General features: G+C 41.5%; 19 protein-coding genes. 8 read left to right on the forward strand and 11 right to left on the reverse strand.

Annotated features, from left to right (window positions below; translation table 11 throughout):
- Positions 1 to 11: 11 nt before the first annotated feature.
- The 4 genes from F0226_RS15475 to F0226_RS15490 all read right to left on the reverse strand — a co-directional run bounded on the left by F0226_RS15475 (position 12) and on the right by F0226_RS15490 (position 5048).
- Complete coding sequence (locus F0226_RS15475) at positions 12 to 953, reverse strand: class I SAM-dependent methyltransferase (RefSeq protein ID WP_171736481.1); 942 nt, start codon at positions 951 to 953, stop codon at positions 12 to 14.
- A gap of 8 nt (positions 954 to 961) precedes the next feature.
- Positions 962 to 1660: a TIGR01621 family pseudouridine synthase gene (locus F0226_RS15480; RefSeq protein ID WP_171736482.1), complete on the reverse strand. Its 699-nt coding sequence runs from the start codon at positions 1658 to 1660 to the stop codon at positions 962 to 964.
- Positions 1661 to 1851: 191 nt separating this feature from the next.
- Positions 1852 to 3465 carry a methyl-accepting chemotaxis protein gene (locus F0226_RS15485; RefSeq protein ID WP_171736483.1) on the reverse strand — a complete coding sequence of 538 codons (1614 nt, stop codon included), beginning with the start codon at positions 3463 to 3465 and terminating at the stop codon, positions 1852 to 1854.
- A gap of 212 nt (positions 3466 to 3677) precedes the next feature.
- A complete protein-coding gene (locus tag F0226_RS15490) occupies positions 3678 to 5048 on the reverse strand; it encodes a sodium-dependent transporter (RefSeq protein ID WP_216606648.1) in 1371 nt (456 codons plus the stop codon).
- 445 nt (positions 5049 to 5493) lie between these two features.
- On the opposite strand from F0226_RS15490, the gene cls reads away from it, so the two are divergent.
- Both cls and F0226_RS15500 read left to right on the forward strand, forming a co-directional pair.
- Positions 5494 to 6948 (forward strand): cardiolipin synthase, encoded by a 1455-nt coding sequence (gene cls, locus F0226_RS15495; protein WP_171736485.1) that lies wholly within the window; start codon positions 5494 to 5496, stop codon positions 6946 to 6948.
- Positions 6949 to 7109: 161 nt separating this feature from the next.
- Entirely contained in the window at positions 7110 to 8318 is a 1209-nt protein-coding gene (locus F0226_RS15500; protein ID WP_171736486.1) for a cystathionine beta-lyase, read from the forward strand.
- 147 nt (positions 8319 to 8465) lie between these two features.
- Here F0226_RS15500 and F0226_RS15505 read toward each other — a convergent pair whose 3' ends face one another.
- From F0226_RS15505 to pspA, 7 genes are all read right to left on the reverse strand, one after another.
- Entirely contained in the window at positions 8466 to 9059 is a 594-nt protein-coding gene (locus F0226_RS15505) for a DNA-3-methyladenine glycosylase I (protein ID WP_171736487.1), read from the reverse strand.
- Between the two features lie 47 nt (positions 9060 to 9106).
- On the reverse strand, positions 9107 to 12202 hold the full coding sequence (locus F0226_RS15510) for an efflux RND transporter permease subunit (protein WP_171736488.1): 3096 nt from the start codon (positions 12200 to 12202) through the stop codon (positions 9107 to 9109).
- A complete protein-coding gene (locus tag F0226_RS15515; RefSeq protein ID WP_171736489.1) occupies positions 12195 to 13280 on the reverse strand; it encodes an efflux RND transporter periplasmic adaptor subunit in 1086 nt (361 codons plus the stop codon). The genes F0226_RS15510 and F0226_RS15515 overlap by 8 nt, the downstream gene beginning before the upstream one ends.
- 1 nt (position 13281) lies before the next feature.
- The gene (locus F0226_RS15520) at positions 13282 to 14316 is read right to left on the reverse strand and encodes an efflux RND transporter periplasmic adaptor subunit (protein WP_171736490.1); all 1035 of its coding nucleotides are present in this window, start codon (positions 14314 to 14316) and stop codon (positions 13282 to 13284) included.
- A 156-nt stretch (positions 14317 to 14472) separates the two neighbouring features.
- Complete coding sequence (gene pspC / locus F0226_RS15525; protein WP_171736491.1) at positions 14473 to 14859, reverse strand: envelope stress response membrane protein PspC; 387 nt, start codon at positions 14857 to 14859, stop codon at positions 14473 to 14475.
- Complete coding sequence (gene pspB / locus F0226_RS15530; RefSeq protein ID WP_171736492.1) at positions 14852 to 15085, reverse strand: envelope stress response membrane protein PspB; 234 nt, start codon at positions 15083 to 15085, stop codon at positions 14852 to 14854. The genes pspC and pspB overlap by 8 nt, the downstream gene beginning before the upstream one ends.
- A 14-nt stretch (positions 15086 to 15099) precedes the next feature.
- Positions 15100 to 15771 carry a phage shock protein PspA gene (gene pspA, locus F0226_RS15535; RefSeq protein WP_171736493.1) on the reverse strand — a complete coding sequence of 224 codons (672 nt, stop codon included), beginning with the start codon at positions 15769 to 15771 and terminating at the stop codon, positions 15100 to 15102.
- A 294-nt stretch (positions 15772 to 16065) separates the two neighbouring features.
- Between pspA and pspF the strand changes: the two genes are divergently transcribed.
- From pspF to F0226_RS15565, 6 genes are all read left to right on the forward strand, one after another.
- On the forward strand, positions 16066 to 17112 hold the full coding sequence (pspF, locus tag F0226_RS15540) for a phage shock protein operon transcriptional activator (RefSeq protein ID WP_171736494.1): 1047 nt from the start codon (positions 16066 to 16068) through the stop codon (positions 17110 to 17112).
- A gap of 99 nt (positions 17113 to 17211) precedes the next feature.
- Positions 17212 to 18834, forward strand: a complete 1623-nt coding sequence (sapA, locus tag F0226_RS15545; protein WP_171736495.1) for an ABC transporter substrate-binding protein SapA — start codon at positions 17212 to 17214, stop codon at positions 18832 to 18834.
- On the forward strand, positions 18834 to 19796 hold the full coding sequence (locus F0226_RS15550) for an ABC transporter permease subunit (RefSeq protein ID WP_171736496.1): 963 nt from the start codon (positions 18834 to 18836) through the stop codon (positions 19794 to 19796). Before sapA ends, F0226_RS15550 begins: the two co-directional genes overlap by 1 nt.
- On the forward strand, positions 19783 to 20670 hold the full coding sequence (gene sapC / locus F0226_RS15555; RefSeq protein WP_171736497.1) for a putrescine export ABC transporter permease SapC: 888 nt from the start codon (positions 19783 to 19785) through the stop codon (positions 20668 to 20670). Before F0226_RS15550 ends, sapC begins: the two co-directional genes overlap by 14 nt.
- A complete protein-coding gene (locus tag F0226_RS15560) occupies positions 20670 to 21671 on the forward strand; it encodes an oligopeptide/dipeptide ABC transporter ATP-binding protein (protein WP_171736498.1) in 1002 nt (333 codons plus the stop codon). The genes sapC and F0226_RS15560 overlap by 1 nt, the downstream gene beginning before the upstream one ends.
- Positions 21668 to 22465, forward strand: a complete 798-nt coding sequence (locus tag F0226_RS15565; protein ID WP_171736499.1) for an ATP-binding cassette domain-containing protein — start codon at positions 21668 to 21670, stop codon at positions 22463 to 22465. Before F0226_RS15560 ends, F0226_RS15565 begins: the two co-directional genes overlap by 4 nt.
- The last annotated feature ends 30 nt before the right edge of the window (positions 22466 to 22495 follow it).

Consider the following 22495-nt stretch of genomic DNA (forward strand, 5'->3'; position numbering starts at 1 on the left):
TGCGGATAGTTTTAAGCCGATAATTTGAATCTAAGCACTTTCAGACTCGAGTCTAAATCCACATCAATAAATTCAGGTGGATTTTCTAATCGCTCTTGATAAATAACTGTCGGAGCTTCTTCTGCCATCGTCTCGACTAAGAAATCAGGCGATACTGCCGGTGAGTTAACGCACGCAATGACCTCACCGCCTTCAGTTAACAACTCAGGTAAACGGCGAAGGATCTTTTTGTAATCTTTAGTGAGAGCGAAGCTGCCTTTCTGAAATGATGGCGGATCAATAATCACCAATTCATAAGGTCCACCTTTCTTAATTTTGCCCCAAGACTTAAAGATGTCGTAACCTAAAAAGCTCACTGAACGCATGTCATGTTCATTTAGTCGGTGGTTTTCACGACCTTTATTCAATGAGCCACGTGACATATCAACATTCATGACTTTGGTCGCACCACCAGCTATGGCAGCAACAGAAAAACCGCAGGTATAAGCAAATAGGTTAAGTACATTCTTTTCTTTTGCGTTGTCTTGAACCCACTGTCGCCCATATCGCATATCTAAGAACAAACCAAAATTCTGATTACGTCCGATATCTAACTGGTACTTTAAGCCATGTTCTACAACCACAGGGGACGCATCTAATTCTCCCCACAGCACTTCAGATGGGGCACCATCTGAATAACGGTGTTGCAGCATAATACAACGACCACTTTTCTCTTGCCAAAGAGCGGTTTCAGTTAATTCAAGCAGCCCCTCTTTAAGGCTTTTCATGAAGTCTTCATCAACGGCTTTGAATAAATTAACTAAAAGTTGCCCGTCTACCCAGTCACACGTTAACTGATCTAATTCAGGCCAAAATTTACCTCGCCCATGGAAGACTCGGCGTAATTCATTAGGAACATCATTAAGTTGCTGTTCTATATGTTTAAAAAATACAGGTAATGCGGATGCTTGCATTATATTACTCACTTAATATTTAACTTAGGCCAATCTAGTAACCATGGTTTAAGCCAAGAATCTAAATTGCTTTTTATAGGATCTGCATGCCATTTCATGCCGAGAACGTCATGTTCTCTAGGATCACACACGAGATCATAACTTTGGTTCTGGTAAGTAAATCGAATAGCAAATGCATGTAAGTAACCTCTATCAGACTGGTTAGATGGGTTATAGATTGCATCCCCTACAATAGCGGAGCCAATTGATTTCATTGCCACACGAATTTGATGAGTTTTACCTGTGTACGGCTTACATAGTAGTAGCCTTTCACCTGGCTCAGCAGATGCAGATAAAAACTGTGTAACAGCAGGGTTATTTTTACTATTCAATAACTTCCAGCTAGAGCGTCTTGATCGCTCCATATCTCCAGAAATTAAGCCTTGTTTCTTTTTAGGCTTCTTGGAGCCAATAGCCAAATAATACTTTTCAACTTCTCGTTTCGCAAAGCTTTGGGAGAGTTCACTTGCTGCTGCGGAATGTCTAGCTAGCAACAAAATACCAGAAGTCATTTTGTCTAATCGATGCACCAAATATAATTGCTTATCACCACTTGCTTTAGCCACTTCATGCAAAAGCATAGTGTCGCCATCATCTTTGTGGACCGATACATTAGGGTGTTTATTTATGACAAGAAAGTCTTGATGGGTGAATAGGATATTGAACATTTAAGGCTCCATTGTAGAGCGAGGAGTATACCTATTCTAACTTGAGATGCCAGTAATGAGCAGGGCTAAATAATTAGGTATGACCTAACATTTAGCCCTGTATTTACTGATTATTGGCTGACAAAAACATCGGGGAAACGAGAGTCCGCTTTACCGAAAATTAGCCAATTTTGACTTAAAGAGTTAGCCACTTACTTAAGCTTAAACTTGCTGATCAAAGCTTCTAGTTCAGAAACTCGACCATTTAGCCCATGAGTACTGTTTGAGCTCTGGTTTGCAAGACTAAGAGATTGCTCAGAGATATCACTAATTGCAGTAATATCCGCAGCAATTTCCTTCGTTACTGCTGTTTGTTCTTCAGCTGCTGTTGCAATAGAGTTAACCATGCTTTGTACATTACCTGCACCAGCAACAATGGCTTCTAGCGCCACGACAGCTCCAGAACTTTGCTCAACACCAATCTCAACAAGTCGGCAGTTGTCTTGAGTATAAGTAACGGCTTCTTGTGTTCCTGATTGAATCGCTTGGATGATGCCTGACACTTCTTGAGTCGCTTTTGTTGTTCTTTCTGCTAAAGCTCTCACTTCATCCGCAACAACAGCGAAACCGCGTCCAAACTCACCAGCACGAGCAGCTTCAATCGCCGCATTCAAAGCAAGTAGGTTAGTTTGCTCAGCAATGTCTTCAATCACTTTAATTACACTGCCAATTTGCTCACCATGTGAACCAAGCGTGTTCATTTGAGTCGACATGTCGCTCATCTGATTAGAAACTTGTTGGATGCTTGCAACCATCTCAACAATGACTTTACGACCATCTTCTGCTGAAGTTTCAGAGCGGCGTGCTTCTTCATAAGTTGAAGTACCTTGCTGTGCTACTTCAGAGATAGTTAAGCTTAGCTCTTCAGCCGCAGTAGCAATCAAGCTAGCTTTGTCTGCCTGAGCAGTTGCACCGCTTACGATATCTTGGCTAATCGAAGAAAGTTCACCTGTCGCCGTTTGAACTTCTTTTGTAACTGTCGAAATCGAACCGATCAAATCCACTAATGAATTTTGCATTTGATTCACTGACAGAGCTAGATTCGCTAATTCATCGCCAGAATCATCGACAATTGCTTCTGCTGTTAAATCACCAGAGGCAACTCGTCTTGCTACACCTTCCAACTTAGTTAGTCGGTTTGTAATAGAGCTCGATAGCAAATAAGCAATTACACAGCCAAACACAATCGCGATGACAGACAGAATAAGAATAGTTCGTTCCATCGTTGTAAATGATTCCGTCAAAGACAGTAATGATTCATTTGCAGCTGCACGCTCTGAGTCTGATGCTTCATCTAATAACGCTTCAATTGGCATTAAATACTGGGTATATAAAGCTCGAAGCTGATTGATATTTGTCAGCAGTCGATCTTCGCTAATATTTGAAATTAATTGAGACTCAAACTCTTGCGTAAACCTTTGCATCAAATCTTCAATTTTTTGGATGCGTCGGTAATCAGAAGTTCCTTGAGTTTCAAGTTGCTTAGCTTGTTGAATTGCGTCAGCAAACTCACCTTTGTTCGAACGATAATCCTCAAGTGAACCATTTACGAGAGTTACGCCTCCCATAGCATCACGATATACATCCCCAGCTTCATCAATAAGAATCAGGTACGTCACAACCTCAGGCACATCATCTGTTCTGATTTCGTCAGCAATCTTATGGGACTTGCTGACCTCCATCCAAACAATAGCCACTAATATAACTAAAACCGCAAGTATTGCGCCAAAACCTGCATACAACTTTTTTCTTACTGATAATTTCACACAGCACCTTCCTAGAATAAATGGCAGCGATTACGGGTCGCTGCCTCATATAACTTTATCGACAATCAATGATATTTCTTTAATCATATTTATAGTCAATATTACAAATAAATGATGTTTTTTTTAATTAAGAAGGATATTTTTCGCGGCATAAAAAAACGAGAACCTAAAAGGTTCTCGTTTCAAAGTCGTTCTTTAGAAGTATTTAATGATTAGAACTTCTTAGAAATAACCGCCGAGCCAGCAATGATACCTAAGCCTAGAAGCATTATTGCTCCTTTACCGCTATCAAAGCCTGAAGATACACCCATAAATGCAACGATTGCGATTGCTACAGGGATTACGTATTTCACAAGATTGTACCATAGACCAAATAGTGGGAAAGATACTTCACCATCGTTAGTGATTTCTTTCTCAAGGTCTGCACGGTTTAGTCTCCAACCAGCGAAGATACATACCAACATACCGCCAACCGCTAGGAAGATTTTATCAGTTAGTAGGTCGAAGATATCGAACGCACCAGTATCGAACAATGTTGGACCTAAACCACCTAGAGATAGAGAAGCAAATATACATAGAATCGCCATTACCACACTTGCTGAAAGTACTGCAGTAACACGCTTCATGCCTTTTTCATCAATTAGGTAAGAAACCACTACTTCTAGAAGAGATACTGAAGAAGTTAGAGCCGCAACACTTAGACCGATAAAGAACATAAGTGCAAACAGAAGACCAATTACGCCGCCCATTTCAGCAAATAGTTGAGGTACAACTACGAATACAAGACCAGGACCAGCCGCAGGTTCCATACCGAATGCGAACATTGCAGGGAACATTGCCACACCAGCAAGAATTGCAACACCTGTATCCATTGCGGTAACCATCGCTGTCGTCTGAACTAGGTTCTCTTTCTTCTTAAGGTAAGAACCGTATGTCATCATACAACCCATACCAAGACTTAGAGAGAAGAATGCTTGACCTAGAGCCGCAAGAATTACGTTGCTATCTACCTTAGAGAAATCTGGGCTGAACAGGAACTCAAGACCAGCCATAGAGCCTGGAAGCGTAAGACCTTTAATAGATACAACGATAAGGATGATGAACAGTAAAGGCATTAATACCTTACCTGCTTTTTCAATACCGCCAGAAATACCTTTCATTACGATAACGATGTTTAGCAATAGGTATGCGCCCATCCACATTAGTGGTTGGATAGGATCAGAAATGAAACCACCAAAACTGTCACCAATTGCTTCAGGCGTATCAAGAAGACCACCAGCGATTTTACCAATGTAAGCAATAGACCAGCCACCTACTACAGGGTAGAAACCCATAATAAGTAGACCACTGACTACGCCAATCACACCAGCGAATGTCCAGCGACGGTCTGTCGATTTAAATGCGCCAACCGCTGATTTTTGCGTATGACGTCCAATTGCAAATTCAGTCAGCATAACGCTGAAACCAATAAAGATTACAAAAAACAGGTAAATTGCAACGAATGCACCGCCGCCACTTTCGCCTGCTGTGTAAGGGAACTTCCAAATGTTACCTAGACCAACAGCAGAACCTGCTGCGGCCATTACGAAGCCAAGTTTTGAGCCCCATGTGTCACGGGAATTTGTAGATGGGTTAGTAGCCACGCTCTCTCCAGATATATTTTGTGTTGTGTTGTATTTGCTTGAGTTGGCGTCTTAAAAGATGAAGTGTAAAAATATAAGTACACTTTATAAAAGTATAATTGACGCTCGTTGTGTAGCAAGTAAAACAGTTTAAGATTAAAATTGGAAGCCCGCACCGTATAAATTCCCACATAGATGTTAGTTTATATGTTTAAATGCCGACTTTTCGTACAAACCAATCGTTTTCGTCTTAGTTTAACTAAAACTTAACAACTTTCCTCTATTTACAGCCTTTACTCTAACTTGTAAACAATTTGTTGCTTTTTATAAATTCGTTACAACTAAAATTCCAATAGCTCTAAAATACTATTACTATCTAAGTGTCTCTTTTTTCGAGTATTTGCATGTGGATAAGGTTTATCATTTTCTAACAATAGCTTCACTAGTGCTGTATTGGATTCTCGTTGCCGGTGTCACGCTTCGAGTGGTTCTTAAAAGGCGAGCTGTCAGTGTGTCTCTTGCGTGGTTGATGGTCATTTACATCGTTCCAATCGTTGGTGTTGCCTGTTACTTTTTGTTTGGGGAGCTCAATTTGGGCAGAAAACGAGCAGAACGTGCAAAACAGATGTTTACCCCTTTCGGTGACTGGTTTAGACAACTGAATCATTGCCAAGCTCATTTGCCCGCTCAGGTCGGGTCACCAATCCATAAAATAGATGAACTTTGTAATAATCGAATGGGCATCCCCGCTCTAAGTGGTAACACGCTTTCCTTACAAGTATCCCCAGATGAAATCCTCCGTTCCATCATCAAAGATATTGAAAGTGCAAAAACCAGCATCAAAATAGTCTTTTATATCTGGCATCCAGGAGGGTTAGCTGACTCTGTTGCATCTGCTTTAATTCAAGCCTCTAAACGAGGTGTTGAAGTTAAAGTGTTACTCGACTCCGCTGGTAGCCCAAGGTTCTTTAGAAGTCACTGGAGCTCGATGATGGAAGATGCTGGAATTCATGTTGTGCAAGCATTAGAAGTTAGCCCTTGGCGTATCTTTTTGAGAAGGCTAGATCTCAGGCAGCATAGGAAGATCATTGTGATCGATGAATCCATTGCCTATACCGGCTCAATGAATATGGTGGACCCCGCTCATTTCAAACAATGTGCCGGCGTTGGGCAATGGGTAGACATAATGGTGAGAGTAACCGGTCCTACCGTTAATGTGCTTTCTGCTATCCATGGCTGGGATTGGGAAGTAGAAACGGGTGACCGTATTCTTCCTCAACTCCCTGAATGCCAAATAGATGACTCTGAAGCTCAACACCCTATTCAAGTCGTTCCATCAGGTCCAGGCATGCCTGAACATCTAATATTACAAGTCTTAAGTATCGCAATAAATCAGTCCAATAAGTCTGTACGTATTACCACTCCTTACTTTGTACCCAGCGCTGACTTACTTGAAATATTGAAGATGACAGCCCAGCGTGGAGTCAATGTTGAGCTCATCATCCCTCATATCAATGACTCGATGATGGTCAAATGGGCATCAAAAGCGTTCTATACCGAGCTATTAGAAGCGGGAGTGAAGATTTATGAGTTTCATGGCGGATTGCTTCATACAAAATCGGTAGTCATTGATGAAGAGTTTTGTTTAGTCGGTACAGTCAATATTGATATGCGTAGCTTGTGGCTTAATTTTGAAGTGACGCTCGCAGTTGATGACGTTAAATTCACGAGTGAGCTGTCTCAACTCCAACAGTCTTATATAGATAACTCGTATTCCGTGGAATTAGACACTTGGAATAAACGAGGTTTACCCGCGCGATTTTTTGAACGGCTATTCTACCTATTTAACCCGCTACTCTAGCTATTTGACCCGCAGCACTGGCTGCCACCTTTAAACCATCGTTTTTGATGTGTTGAACTTAAATTTCGTTCTAAATAGGAAAAAGTCATTACTAGCTATTGCATTCACGCCTCCCTACATGCTTTAAATAGACCATAACTGATTGATAAGGAATTCATAGCATGTCTGAAAGTAAGACAACCAAACTCATAACTGCCGGTCGCGATAAAAAATGGACGAATGGCGTGGTTAACCCGCCTGTTCAACGTGCTTCGACAGTTGTGTTTAATACTGTTGAAGAAAAGCATAAAGCAACCGTCAACCGTGCTAACAAAACCCTTTTCTACGGACGTCGTGGTACCAATACTCACTTTGCTTTCCAAGATGCAATGGTTGAAGTCGAAGGCGGTGTAGGATGTGCACTTTACCCATGTGGCACAGCTGCTATTTCAAATGCTATTTTATCTTTTGTAAAAACAGGCGACCATATTTTGATGGTTGACACGTGTTATGAACCAACACGTGACTTCTGCGATACGATGCTTAAAAAAATGGACGTAGAAACGACCTATTACGCTCCAACTATTGGGGCAGGTATTCGTGATCTTATTAAGGAAAACACTACGGTTTTGTTCACTGAATCTCCTGGTTCTGTAACCATGGAAGTGCAAGATATCCCGACTTTGGCTCGTATTGCTCACGAAACTGACATTGTTGTTATGCTTGATAATACTTGGGCTGCTGGCGTGAACTTCTCTCCTTTTGAGTTTGGCGTTGATATCTCTATTCAAGCGGCAACCAAATACATCGTCGGTCACTCTGATGTCATGTTAGGTACTGCCGTTGCTAATGAAAAATGTTGGGAACAGCTAAGAGAGCAAAGCTACCTAATGGGTCAATGTGTTTCGCCAGATGACGCTTACCTTGGTTTACGAGGTATTCGCACTCTTGATGTAAGATTACGTCAACATGCAGAAAGCAGCCTTAAAGTCGCGAAATGGCTACAAGATAGACCCGAAGTCGACCATGTTCGTCACCCTGCCCTTGAAACGTGTCCTGGGCATGAGTTTTTCAATCGTGACTTTACAGGCGGTAACGGCTTATTTTCATTTGTATTAAAATCCTCTTACCCAAGAGCAACTACTGCACTATTAGATGGTATGAAACATTTCAGTATGGGTTATTCATGGGGCGGTTTTGAAAGCTTGATACTTGCTAATGAACCTAAAAGCTTTGATAGTTTAAGAACTGTGGCACACCCACAATTTGAAGGTACTTTAATACGTGTTCATATTGGTCTAGAAGATGTTAATGACCTTATTGCGGATTTAGAACGCGGATTAGAAAGGCATAATGCGCTAGTACTTGAACGTGAATCAAACGCCAGCTAGATTTTTGAAAGACTGAATTCTAATGAATTAGTTTTTGAGATTAAATTACTAAAAAGCCGCGGTAAACAAACCCGCGGCTTTCTTAATAGCTTTATAGCTTTATAGCTTTATAGCTTTATAGCTTTATAGCTTAGCAAAGCACGATGTTTACCTTTTAGGGCAATCTACCATGTGATCATTTACCATGCCCATTGCTTGCATGAAAGCATAACAAATCGTCTCTCCAACAAATTTGAAGCCTCGCTTTTTCAGAAACTTACTCATTTGTTTTGATTCATCAGTTGAAGCAGGAACCTGACTCATATCTTCCCATTGGTTAATTATCGGCTTTCCATCTACAAACTGCCATAAAGCATTAGATAGCGAACCAAACTCCTTTTGTAACTCAATAGCAGCACGAGCATTATTGTAAACGGATGCAATTTTCCCTTTATGTTTAACAACATCAAAGCTTTCGATAATACGCGGTACTTCCTCTTCATTTAGCCTAGCAAGTTTTTGTAAATCATAATTTTCAAATGCAGCTCTATAACCTTCACGCTTTTTCAAAATAGTGATCCAGCTTAGTCCTGCCTGAGCACCTTCAAGAGTGATAAATTCAAAAAGCACTTGGTCATCATAAACAGGAATACCCCATTCTTTATCGTGGTAATCACGCTCTAATTCATGTTTCAAAGCCCAAGCACATGTTTGATGCCCACTTTTCTGCTCAGTGTTAAATTCTTCGTTTAATAAGCTCATACAATATCCATAAAAATGCCCCTGAATCGGGGCATTCCGTTATCTATTTATGCAACTTTAATATTGTGGAATATTCGGTACAAGACCGGCACAACAATTAACGTTAACACTGTGGCAAAACCAAGACCAAACATGATAGTTACAGCCATTGGTTTAAAGAAAATATCAGGCAGTAGCGGAATCATACCTAAGATTGTTGTAATTGCCGCCATACAAACTGGGCGTACACGGCTCAGAGCGGCATCAACAACGGCGATATAAGGGTCTTTACCAGATTTCATCTCAATTTCAATTTGATCCAGTAATACAATCCCGTTTTTAAGCAGCATACCCGACAAACTTAGGAACCCAAGTAGAGCCATAAAGCCAAACGGTGTATCTAAGGCTAACAGCCCTGTGGTTACCCCTATTATTGCTAATGGCACCGTTAGCCAGACAATCAATGGCTCTTTAACGGAGTTAAATAGGAAGACTGTAATCAAGAACATGAATAAGTAGCCAAGTGGCATTGTCGTAAACAACGACGCTTGTGCATCACGAGATGATTCATACTCACCGCCCCACTCTAACGAGTAACCAGAAGGCATTTCAATTGCTTCAATTTGCGGCTGTAAGCGCTTTTGAAGCGTTGAGGCAGTTTCTTCACCCAACAAGTCAGGATCTGCCATTACCGTTAGCATACGTTTTCTGTTCTTACGAACAATCAATGGGTCTTCCCAAATAAGCTCGTAACCTAAAGTCACTTGCTGCAATGGAATGTATTCGCTTAATGCCGGGCTCCAAATTTTCATCCCTTCGATATTTCGAATATCAATTCGCTCATCTTCAGGTAAACGCGCCACAATTGGCATCAGCGTCGTACCATCACGGTATACACCCACAGATTTACCCGAAAAGGACATCGCAAGAAACTCATCTACATCGGATTTACTAATACCGTAACGACGAGCTTGGCTTTCATTGAATTGTGGCTCCAATACTTTGGTTCTTTCACGCCAGTCATGGCGTACATTATATGCACCTGCATCAGCGTACATAATATCCATCACTTGTGATGCTAAAGAACGTAATATTGTTGGATCTGAACCTACAATTCTCGCTTCAATTTTTGCACCACCACCTGGACCTAACTCAATTTTCTTAAGTTTGTAATTAATCTCTGGGAATTGTGCATTTACGTGTTCACGGAAGCGAATCATTAACTGATCAAGCACTGCGTAATCTTTCACTCGAACTGTAATTTCACCATAACCAGCGTAACTTTTTTCAGGGGCATAGGTAAGCATGAAACGCTGTAAGCCTTTACCTGCGGTTGTAGTGATGTGGTCAACTTCATCTTGCTCTGATAACCAACCTTCCAAAACTTTCAGCTTTGTATTGGTTGCTCTGATATCGGTGCCTTCTGGCATCCACACATCTACCTGAAACATAGGTGTAGTCGAAGATGGGAAGAACGCTTGTTTAACAAACATGAAGCCATACAAGCTAACAGCTAAACCGACAATTAATACAATCACGGTTAACCAAGCTCGCTTCATACAAAACTCTAGGAAGTTTTTGTAAACAACGAAAACCATGCCTTTATATGGGTCATTATCTTCACCGTCACCCGCAATTTTTTGCCCTTTAAAGAACATATTGGCAAAGAATGGCGTGATTGAGATCGCAGTAAACCAGCTAAGCATCAATGAGATAAGTAATACAGTAAATAATGTTCCACAATATTCACCTGTCGCATCTTGCGACAAACCAATTGGCGCGAAAGCCGTTACCGCAATGACAGTAGCCCCAAGTAATGGCCATTTGGTTTGGGTAACAATATCTGTAGCCGCTTGTAAGCGTGTCCTACCTTTTTGTGTCCCTATTAATATCCCTTCGACCACCACTATGGCGTTATCCACCAACATACCTAACGCAATAACCAGCGCCCCTAACGAAATTCGTTGAAGGTCGATTTTGAAGTATTGCATGAAGATAAAGGTGCCAAATACGGTCAATAAAAGTATCAGACCAATTAACAGACCTGAACGAAGCCCCATGAAGAACAAGAGTACAATGATTACGATTGCAACCGCCTGACCAAGGCTGACAACAAAGCCACTAACTGACTTGTCTACTTCTTTCGGTTGATTATAAACCTCAGCAATATCGATACCGATTGGTTGTTGGAATTTAAGCTCAGCTAAGCGCCGATCAAACATTTCACCAACCGCGACAACGTTTACACCTTGGGCAAAAGATACACCAAGGTTAAGCGCTAGCTTACCGTTATAGCCGATGATATTACTTGGTACTTCGACATAACCTCTGGTGACGTCAGCAACATCTTTCAAATAAATCAGACCTTGTGCGCCACCTTCTGTCAGGATCAAGTCACCTAACTGTTCAACATTTTTAAATTCACCAGTGGGATGGATCCGAATAAACTCATCACCGATTCGCACCGCACCAGCATCAGATACAACATTTTGAGTGGATAATAAATTGAATACTGTTGAAGGTGACAAGCCGAGCGAACTGATGCGTTTCATCGATATTTCAATGAACACTTGCTCTTGTTGCTGACCAGATACTGAAACTTTACTGACACCATCAACCAATTCAAGTTCACGCCTTAGGTAGTCAATATAATCAAGTAGCTCTTTATAACTGTACCCTTCACCAGTAACCGCTAACAAAATCCCGTACACATCACCAAAGTCATCAATGACCTGAGGCGTATTCACGCCTGGGGGCAGTTGCCCATCCAAATCGTTAACTTTACGACGCAGTTCATCCCAAATTTGAGGTAAATCGTCAGGACCATAGTTGTTTTTCATTGTCACCGTTATTTGGGACAAGCCACGGCTGGAAATAGAGTTCACTTCATCAACATAAGTTAATTGCTGAATCGCCTTCTCTAATGGATAAGTCACCTCTTCTTCAACTTGCTGAGGAGTTGCACCAGGGTAAGAGGTCACCACCATGGCATCTTTGATCGTAAAGGCTGGGTCTTCTAAACGTCCCAATCCGAAAAATGCAGAAACACCACCAATTAAAAAGATCAGTGCGAGCATCCAACTAATAACTTTATTACGAATGAAGTAGGCCGCAACACCGGTAATTTCATCGTCTGTTTGAGGCTTATTATTAATATCACTCATTACCCGTCTCCTGAGACAATACTTCCACTGTCATTCCGTCTCTTAATCTTGATAGACCTGCAGTAACAATATCTTGCCCGAGTTCTAACCCACTAATAACCTGCAACGTTGTTTGATTCGCTTTCCCTATCTCAACGTGTTGCTTGGAAACGGTATTATCTTCATTAACCACCCAGACATACGATTGCTTTCTATCCAAGGCATCGCCATCGCCATTAAAAATAGCTTCAATAGGAATGAGGACTCCAAGGTTTAACTTTAGCCCCATGTTACGACCACTTGAAGTCACTTCTACCGCCATACCATCAAGGATGTATTCTGTATCGGGCATTGGAAGTGACAAAGTAACGGTGAATGTTCCTGTCGCGGGATCGGGTTCCGTGGTGAACTCTTTAACCGTCGCTTTATATTCATTTCCACTTGGCACACGAACTAACGCATCTACTTTTGCAGTCGTCGCTTGGCTAGGTTGGTTAACATAAATTTGGTCGGGTAATTGGATAACCACTTCAACATCTTCGACGCTGTGAATATTCACAATTTGCTGACCGACTTGTATATTTTCAAACTGATCAACACTAACTCGAGAAATGATTCCATCGACTGGCGCGCGAAGTTTAGTAAATGATAAACGCAGTTTCGCTAGCTCTAATTCCGAAAATGCAATTTGACGTTGTGCCGCAATTTCATCGAATTGAGATTTAGCTAATAAACCTTTTTTAACCAGTGGGCTTGAACGCCTATATTGACTATCAATTACAGTGAATCGAGCGCGAGCGTTATCAACGTCCAACTTATAGTCAGTTGGGTCAAGTTCAGCAAGAATGTCGCCTTGGTTAACTCTTGCCCCTTCTTTAATCGTCAGTTTGTTAATCTCACCTGACACTCGGAAACTAAGGTGTGATTTTTCAGCCGCATTCGCAACCGCCGGGAAATACAATTTATCATGCGTGTCTGACTTTTGGATTTCTATCACTTTCACTTTTGGAGTGACAACCACAGATTCTGTACTGTTATCACTGCACGCACTCAATAAAGCAAGGCTAGATAAACATGCGATCGTTTTAAAATGCTTCATATTATAGCCCCCTTTCCTTAACCCACTCGCGAACTTTAATACCCGCCTCAATGCCACTTACACCTGAAGTAATGATTCTATCGCCATCATTCAAACCAGATAAAATATGGTGTTGCTCATCCAAAGTCACACTCGCTTTTTCAACAATGCCTTCACTGCCTACTCGCCAAACAGACGTTTTGCCATTTGCATTCACGATGGCAGTTTTAGGGATACGTGTAGCCGATTGTTTTTCAGCAACGACTGTCACATTGCCAGACATACCCGGCAGAATACCCACATCCGTTGGGCGTTCCATCACCATGGTGACTTTATATGAACCTGTTTTTGGATCCGCTTCAGTATCCACTTCTTGGAAAGTGAGCGGATAACTATTCTGCGGAAAGGCGTCAAATACCATTGTTGCGGTTGTTTCAACACCTGTCGAAAAGCGATTTAATAGTTGGTCAGGTAGAAGAAAAACAACTTTTAGAATTTGATTCGTTTGAATATTCATTACACCGCTCTTGGCGCTGATGTATTCGTGGTTTTCAGCAGGAATTAAAGATACGGTACCATCATAAGGCGCGACAAGGCGCGTATAACGCAAGTTAGCTTTCGCTTGTTCGAGAACTGCTCGGGCAGAATTATGATTTGCTTTGGCTTGATCAAAATCTTGTTCTGATACGACACGATCTTTACGGAGTTTTTTGGAACGCTGATATTGAACATCAGCCAATTTGAAATTTGCACGCGCTTGTTTTTCAAGCAACTGATACTCATCAGGGTTTAACGCAGCTAAAACATCGCCCTTAGATACAGCTTGACCCGCAGTTACGTCAATACTCTCAAGTAAACCAGGCACACGAAAAGCTAATACTGCTTTATCACCAGCTTCTGTTGTCGCGGGAAAGTCTCGTTCAAAGTTGTTGTTACCAACAGAGACAGTGAATAGTTTTGCAGGGCGAGATTCAGGTTCGGGAACAGGGGGAAGCTCCTTACCACACCCAGATAACCCGATTATGGTCATCAAAAGGACTAGGGAGGCTTTATACATTGGCGATCATCCATATCTAGAAATATTATTTAACATAGATTAATCATTTGAAACTTACCAGTTAATAGACTGATTTACCCTAAAAATTGTCAAAAAAAATAACGGCTTGGATAATATTTACCCAAACCGTTATTTTCGTATTAACCAACATAGAAATTACATATTTTTGAATTCTCGATTCACCTTAAATGCATCTGAAGTCACATAAGCTTCCATGTTTCTTACCGTCTGCTCAAGGTGATCAAAATCGCCTTCTAAAGTCATGAGTAACGACTCAGCAGACTGACCTTGTTCCCACGGCTTGCTTTTCAATTTGTGATCTTGTTTCGCTTTAAGTTCATTCACATATTGCGTGGGTTGCTTCTCTAGCATGAACGTCATAGCTACATACGCGAGAATAACTAAAAAACTTCCACCTAAAAGCGCCGCTGATATCACTAGTATCCTTACCAACCACACTTCAAGTCCAAAGTAATTAGCCATACCAGCACAAACACCTGAAAGCTTCCCATTTATCGGATCTCGATATAAGTCTCTACTCATAATTTCGTCTCCAGCTTGGGGACTCCGCATCTAGAATTTTCTCAAGCGTTTTTACCCTATCTTGCATCGCTTCTGCGCGCTCAGACAATATATTTAGACGCTCTAGATCCTCAGTTGATAGACCGTTTCCAGATTTGCGCTTACTGCGATAGTGTAAAAACAACCACAGCGGAGCGACAAATATCAAAAATACGATCAGCGGTCCGGCAATCAGAAATGTTGACATATAAAGCTCCTCAGTTATTTGTCGCGGTTTTCAACTTGCTGCTTCAGTTTTTCTAGCTCTTGCTCAATTGAATCTTGTGCTTGTAATTCTGCAAATTCTTGATCAAGTGATTTAGCATTGCCTGTTTTGGCATACACATCAGCTTCTGCTTCAAGCTCATCAACTTTACGAGAGTACTGTTCAAACTTTGCCATCGCTTCATGTGAACGACTTGAATGTAAGTGCTTCTGCACATCGCGTCGGTTAGTTGCCGCTTGATTGCGAATAGCTAACGCTTGTTGTTTCGCTCGCGTTTCTGCGATTTTTGTTTCCAGCTTGCCGATTTCACCGGTTAACTTTTCGATAGTTTCTTCAACTAACGTTTGTTCCGTGTGCAGCCCTTTTATTAAATCTTCTAACTTTTTCTTTTCAATCAGAGCCGCTCTTGCAAGATCTTCTCTATTTCTGGTCAAGGCTAATGTCGCTTTTTGAGCCCATTCAGCAATTTGAGAATCCATACCATCCACTCTTCGAGCCAATTCTTTTTTATCGGCAATGGCTTTTGCGGAGTTAGTGCGAACTTCCACTAAGGTATCTTCCATTTCCTGAATGATGAGACGAATCATCTTTTCAGGGTCTTCAGCTTTATCAAGTAAAGCACTGATGTTTGAGTTAACAATGTCTGCGAAACGAGAAAAAATACCCATGGGGTTCTCCTTAAAATAATTGACCGCTGGTTAAAACACTCTAGCTATTGTTAAGCTTAAATCAGTGTTTCAGAAACTTGTTTAGCTACTATCTAGTATCAATTCGCGTGCCAAGTTTAAATTTGTTATTTTTCAATAAGATAAACTTACCAGCTCTTTTTAAACAATCATGCTATGATGAAATAAACCAATTTTTGGTTTTTTTAACCAACTTGAATTAATGAGTAGCACCTTAGCCACGATTAGCACTTCCAAGGTTTTAAACCCACATATTTTCAATTGAAAGGTCACACTATGCAGCAGAATCTTATTGGCGAATCACCTACTTTCCTTTCTGTTCTAGATAAAGTTTCACAACTTGCCCCGATTGAAAGGCCCGTACTTATCATAGGTGAAAGAGGGACGGGTAAAGAGTTAATTGCACAACGTCTACATTACCTTTCAAAGCGTTGGGATCAACCTTTAGTCACCTTAAACTGCTCAACGTTAAGTGAAGGATTGATTGACTCGGAACTATTTGGACATGAATCAGGCTCATTCACAGGGTCTAAAGGTCGTCACCAAGGGCGTTTTGAAAGAGCAGAAGGTGGCACTTTATTTTTAGATGAGCTCGCGACAGCACCGCTGTCAGTGCAAGAGAAGCTGCTTAGAGTCATAGAATATGGTCAATATGAACGTGTTGGCGGGCAAAAAATATTAAATGCTAATGTTCGCCTTGTATGTGCAACCAACGCTGACTTACCTCAACTTGCTCAAAAAGGCGAATTTCGAGCAGATTTACTCGATAGGCTCGCCTTTGATGTCATTTCCATTCCACCACTTAGAGAAAGAAAAGAAGACATCCTCTTACTTGCAGAACATTACGCGATTAGAATGTGCCGCGAACTACAACTGGATTTATTCATTGGTTTTTCAGATGACGCTTTACAATCATTGCTTGATTACGAATGGCCAGGGAATGTCCGAGAATTAAAAAATGTGGTTGAGCGAGCGATATATCAAAATGGAAAATCCGATTACCCAATCGAATCATTAGTTTTCGACCCATTTCAACAACCTTGGGAACAAAAAGCCAAGGGTTCTGACCACGTGAATCCCCTTTCACAAAATCCTGACAATAATGCTGCCAACAGCCATACTTCATTAGACAATAGTTTTTCATTTCCACTGAATTACAAAGCGTGGCAAGAGCAGCAAGATGTTCATCTGCTCACACAAGCTTTAGAACAAAGTAAATATAATCAGAAAGATGCTGCTGAATTATTAGGGCTCAGCTATCACCAACTTAGAGGCATGGTAAGAAAATATGCCATTGTTGGACAAACTGGCGACAAATCGTAGGTATAACTAGATAATCATTTGGAGCGAAATAAATAAAATGATAAATTGTCCGGCTCTTGAGGCATCTAATAAGCTTCGTTTCAAAAAGTATTTCTTTCTATGAAAGTATTATCCAGATTAGTGTTCGGTCTTTGTACGTTTGGTCTTTTAGCGGGCTGCGGAAAAGAGGTGGACCACGAGAAGATCCGTGAAAAAGGTTTTGTCTATTGCGGACAAGGCAACCCAAGCACCTTCAATCCCCAGTTAGTAGATAGTGGTATTACTTCTGAGTCGCTCAGCCCTCAAATATTCGATACGCTTTTGCAGTTAGACTCTGGTACATACCGACCTACCGCAAACTTAGCAACACACTGGGAAGTGAACAAATCTGGTACGGAATATACCTTTCATTTAAGACCGAATGTTGAGTTTCAAACAACTGAGTGGTTCACACCGACAAGAACTTTGAACGCTCAAGATGTCGTGTTCAGCTTTGAGCGAATTTTCGACACTTCTCACCCTTATCATTATGTCGGTGGCGGTCTATACCCTTGGTTTGCCGGCATTGATTTCCAAAATTCATTAGTTGATGTATCAGCTATTAATGATTTGACGGTCAAGTTCACCCTTAGCCATCCAAATAACTCATTTTTAAATAATATTGCGACAAGCTACGCGGTCATTCACTCAAAAGAATATGCGACCCAACTTGAGCTCAAAGATGAAAAAGGTCAAATAGATGCGTTCCCTGTAGGGACTGGACCATTTTACTTAAGCGAATATCAAATTAATGACCTCGTCAGGCTTAAAAAGCACGATAAATATTGGAAGAATGAAGTCAAAATGGACCAAGTTGTCTTTGATACTTCACAACGTGGGACTGGCACATTAGCAAAATTACTGCGTAACGAATGTGACGTACTAAATTCACCAATTTCGAGTCAAATTCCGATTATTCAAGCGAGAGAAGAGCTTAAAATAAGCGCAACACCTGCGGTTAATGTTTCTTTCATCGCCTTAAATACAGTGCACCCCGCTCTTAATGATTCTAGAGTTAGAAAGGCTCTAAACCTTGCAATCAATCGTCAAAATATTCTGGATTCAGTCTATTACGGCACAGGAACGAAAGCCTACACCTTACTTCCCCCTACTTCATGGGCTTACCCTAAAGACAGCGTGCATGTTCGTTACGACCGTAATTATGCCATTGCTTTATTAAGAGAAGCGGGTGTAGAACAAGGGCTAAAACTGACCATGTGGGTCCCTTTGGAACCTAGAGCTTATAACCCTAGCCCACGTAAAACGGCCGAGTTGATTCAGGCAAATTTAGCCGACATAGGGGTTGAATTGAAGCTGTTTACTGATGACCGTTTTGATCGTACTCAATTGTCCTCAATATCCTCAACCGATCTATTGTTAACGGGCTGGATTGGTAATACTGGAGATCCTGACAACTTTTTACGCCCACTGCTTTCATGCAGTTCTGACAGAGCTGGTCTAAATGTTGCGATGTGGTGTAACTCGGATTTTGACTTTCTGCTCGACCTCGCATTGGAGATCAATCAACAAAGGCATCGCGTGAATTTGTATCACCAAGCACAAAATATATTGAATGAGGAGTTCCCTGTAATTCCATTGGCGCATGGCGTTCAATTTCGGGTTCACGACACTTCGCTAAGCGGCTTTAAACAAAGCCCATTTAATTCTCAACCTTTTGATCAAGTTGTTCGGGAGCCGAAATAATGTTTTGGTATACATTAAGACGAATCAACCTCTTCTTTATTACACTCGCTATGCTCACTTTGGTTGGCTTTTCTTTACTGCGTTTAGACCAGACTTCCCCATGGGCAATTCAAGACTTTTGGCCGGGTTGGATTAACTACATCAGTGAGCTATCGACATTAAACTTCGGTATCAGTAAACATGGTGTGCCTATTATTGATGAGCTTGCCATTGTCTTTCCAGCCACATTAGAGCTGTGCTTTTTTGCATTTGTTCTCGCCCTATCATTTGGTATCCCTTTTGGAACCATTGCAGGTATGAGACAAGGTAAGTTCATTGATACGATAATCTCATTCACATCAATGTCAGGCTATTCTGCCCCTATTTTTTGGGTCGCTTTATTGATGATCATGATATTTTCCCTAAACTTTGAAGTATTTCCTGTTGGAGGTCGCTATGACCTTCTCTACGAAATTCAGCACGTTACTGGTTTTGCCATTATTGACGCTTTCTTTTCTGAAGGTAAGTATCGCGCGCATGCGTTAGAAAGTGTTATCCAACATATGGTGTTACCTTGCTTAGTTCTCGCCCTAGCGCCTACTACTCAAGTGATCAGGTTAATGAGAAGTTCCGTTGCAGAAGTCATGACGGAAAACTACATCCGAGCGGCTCGAATTAAAGGTTTGTCAACACGAGAAATTGTTACTCAACACGTATTAAGAAATGCTATACCCCCTATTATCCCAAAGGTTGGGGTCCAGCTTTCCAGTATGCTCACTTTAGCCATAATCACTGAATCGATTTTTAACTGGCCTGGTATAGGCAGATGGTTGCTGGATGCTTTATCCAATCAAGATTATGTCTCAATTCAAGCTGGAGTAATGGTTGTGGCGACACTTGTACTCACTGCTAATATTCTATCTGATTTGTTGGGTGCGGCGATTAATCCTCTGGTAAGGAAGGAATGGTATGCTAACAAATAATGTTTACCAGGAAGAACAAATTCCTACCCAATATGAACGGTTTTGGCGCAGTTTTCGAGGTAATAACTTAGCGATGTTTGGGCTATGGTGTTTAGCTTTTATCGTCATAATTACAGTTACTTCTCCTTGGCTTGCCCCTCATGATGCTCAAGAGCAGACTGGTCATTTATTGATCCCACCGTCTTGGGACCCAGCAGGCACTGTTGAGTATTTCTTAGGAACAGACGATCTTGGGCGAGATATCTTATCCCGTTTAATTATTGGTTCTCAGCTGACTTTTGGTGCAGCCGTCATCATAACAACTATAGCGGCTGTGATTGGTTGTTTAATTGGCGTACTCGCGGGGATGACTCGCGGGCTACTTTCAAGCACCCTCAATCACCTTCTTGATACTGTAATGTCCATTCCATCTCTCCTCCTAGCCATTATTTTCGTTGCTTTTCTGGGGTTTGGGGAATTTAATATTTTGCTCGCGATTTGTTTGGCTTTAATACCAAGGTTTATTCGCTCTGTTTATATTGCGGTTCATACTGAAGTAGAGAAAGATTATATCCTTGCCTCAAGGCTGGACGGGGCAAACGACTTCTACCTACTTTGGAATTCCATCTTACCTAATATACTTACAGTCGTAGCTTTGGAAGTGACACTGGCACTTTCAGTTGCGATTTTGGATATCACAGCTCTGGGCTTTTTAGGCCTAGGTGCACAGGCTCCGAGCACTGAATGGGGCTCTATTCTTGGAGACTCAGTAGAATTGATTTACTTAGCGCCATGGACCGTTACTTTGCCCGGATTAGCCATTATGTTTACAGTTATTGTTATCAACTTGGTTGGTGAAGGCGTGCGCCAAGCCCTCAACGCGGGAATCGAATAATGCCATTACTGGATATCCGACACCTAACCATTGAAATTGAAACCCCTCAAGGGCTAGTAAAAGCAGTTGATCGTATGAGCATCACTCTCAATGAAGGTGAGATCAGGGGTTTAGTAGGAGAGTCGGGCTCAGGAAAAAGTTTAGTTGCTAAAGCGATTGTGGGCGTTTGCAAAGAAAACTGGAAGGTGACGGCCGATAGAATGCGCCTCGGCAGCATAGATTTATTGCAGCTTACGCCGAAAGAAAGACGCCGAGTCATTGCTCGTGATATTGCCATGATTTTCCAAGAGCCATCAACTTGTCTTGACCCATCAGAAAAAGTTGGCCGCCAGCTTATTGAAGCTATCCCGTCGCGCTCTTTCGATGGGAAGTGGTGGGAGCGTTTTAAATGGCGCAAGAAACAAGCCATTGGTTTGCTGCATAAAGTTGGGATAAAAGATCACTCCCGCCTAATGGATAGTTACTCTTATGAGCTAACAGATGGAGAGTGCCAAAAAGTCATGATTGCGATGGCTATTGCGGCCAAACCTAAGATACTTATTGCTGACGAACCAACGAATGACTTAGACCCTATTACACAGTCACAAATATTGCGCCTTTTGAGTCGAATGAATCAAGTAAACAACACTACGATTGTTTTGATCGGACATGATTTAACAACCATTACCCAATGGGCAAACCGAATTACAGTGATGTATTGTGGTCAATCTGTTGAGTCTGCCGATACCGCAAAAATTCTCTCTGTTCCTAAGCACCCTTATACGGTTGCTTTGCTAAAAGCGATGCCTGATTTTAGTGACTGGATTCCTCATAAAGAAAAGCTCCAATCTTTACCAGGCTCGATTCCTCCGCTGCAACATTTGCCTATTGGATGCCGGCTAGGTCCTCGCTGCCCATATGCACAAAGACAATGCGTAGAGATCCCTTATACGAAACGGATTAAAAATCACAAGTTTAGCTGTCACTTCCCTTTGAATATGGAGAAGAAAAAGAAATCATGAGTGCACTACTAGAAGTCAACGGGTTAGCTAAAGACTTTACAACACGCTCTGGGCTTTTCCGTAAAAAGATCCAACATGCCGTAAAACCTGTCAGCTTCACTTTAGAGGCGGGACAAACCATCGGGTTTATTGGGCAAAATGGATCGGGAAAATCTACTTTAGCACGCATGCTTTCTGGGATGGTGGAACCGACATCCGGTGAAATAAGAGTTAATGGTGAGAAATTAGAACACAAAGATTATTCTACTCGTTGTAAGCTCATTCGAATGATCTTCCAAGACCCGAATACGTCTTTAAACCCAAGAATCCAAATCGGTCGAATCCTTGAGGGGCCATTAAAACGAAACACTAACATGACACCTGAAGCTCGGATGAGACGAGTAAAAGACACGCTTTTGCGAGTTGGCTTGCTTCCTGAGCATGCGTATTTTTACCCTCAGATGCTTGCGACAGGTCAAAAGCAGAGGGTGTGCCTTGCTAGAGCTTTAATCTTGCAGCCGTCTATAATAGTCGCAGATGAAGCACTTAACGGGCTTGATATGGCGATGCGCTCTCAAATCATCAACCTCTTTCTTGAGCTTCAAGAAGAGATGGGCGTGTCATTTGTTTACGTTTCTCAACATATTGGTGTAGTAAAACACATCACCGATAAGATCATGGTTATGCACGAAGGTAATGTTGTTGAGTCAGGTAATACGCAGCAAGTACTCACAGATCCGTCTCATCAAATTACACAAAGATTAGTAGAAAGCCACTTTTTCAAAGCTCCGAGCCACTTATCCAAGTGTAAATAAAACAAGTAAGACAATGATAGTGTAATGAAT

The organism is Vibrio sp. 99-70-13A1 (genome assembly GCF_013114625.1).
GTDB lineage: Bacteria > Pseudomonadota > Gammaproteobacteria > Enterobacterales > Vibrionaceae > Vibrio.

Coding starts and splice junctions, on each gene's coding strand:
- F0226_RS15560 (WP_171736498.1), top strand. CDS start 20,670: ATGCCATTACTGGATATCCGACACCTAACCATTGAAATTGAAACCCCT.
- pspA (WP_171736493.1), bottom strand. CDS start 15,771: ATGGGTATTTTTTCTCGTTTCGCAGACATTGTTAACTCAAACATCAGT.
- F0226_RS15550 (WP_171736496.1), top strand. CDS start 18,834: ATGTTTTGGTATACATTAAGACGAATCAACCTCTTCTTTATTACACTC.
- F0226_RS15510 (WP_171736488.1), bottom strand. CDS start 12,202: ATGAGTGATATTAATAATAAGCCTCAAACAGACGATGAAATTACCGGT.
- F0226_RS15500 (WP_171736486.1), top strand. CDS start 7,110: ATGTCTGAAAGTAAGACAACCAAACTCATAACTGCCGGTCGCGATAAA.
- F0226_RS15480 (WP_171736482.1), bottom strand. CDS start 1,660: ATGTTCAATATCCTATTCACCCATCAAGACTTTCTTGTCATAAATAAA.
- F0226_RS15565 (WP_171736499.1), top strand. CDS start 21,668: ATGAGTGCACTACTAGAAGTCAACGGGTTAGCTAAAGACTTTACAACA.
- pspF (WP_171736494.1), top strand. CDS start 16,066: ATGCAGCAGAATCTTATTGGCGAATCACCTACTTTCCTTTCTGTTCTA.
- sapC (WP_171736497.1), top strand. CDS start 19,783: ATGCTAACAAATAATGTTTACCAGGAAGAACAAATTCCTACCCAATAT.
- F0226_RS15520 (WP_171736490.1), bottom strand. CDS start 14,316: ATGTATAAAGCCTCCCTAGTCCTTTTGATGACCATAATCGGGTTATCT.
- F0226_RS15515 (WP_171736489.1), bottom strand. CDS start 13,280: ATGAAGCATTTTAAAACGATCGCATGTTTATCTAGCCTTGCTTTATTG.
- F0226_RS15475 (WP_171736481.1), bottom strand. CDS start 953: ATGCAAGCATCCGCATTACCTGTATTTTTTAAACATATAGAACAGCAA.
- sapA (WP_171736495.1), top strand. CDS start 17,212: ATGAAAGTATTATCCAGATTAGTGTTCGGTCTTTGTACGTTTGGTCTT.
- pspB (WP_171736492.1), bottom strand. CDS start 15,085: ATGTCAACATTTCTGATTGCCGGACCGCTGATCGTATTTTTGATATTT.
- F0226_RS15505 (WP_171736487.1), bottom strand. CDS start 9,059: ATGAGCTTATTAAACGAAGAATTTAACACTGAGCAGAAAAGTGGGCAT.
- F0226_RS15490 (WP_216606648.1), bottom strand. CDS start 5,048: ATGGCCGCAGCAGGTTCTGCTGTTGGTCTAGGTAACATTTGGAAGTTC.
- pspC (WP_171736491.1), bottom strand. CDS start 14,859: ATGAGTAGAGACTTATATCGAGATCCGATAAATGGGAAGCTTTCAGGT.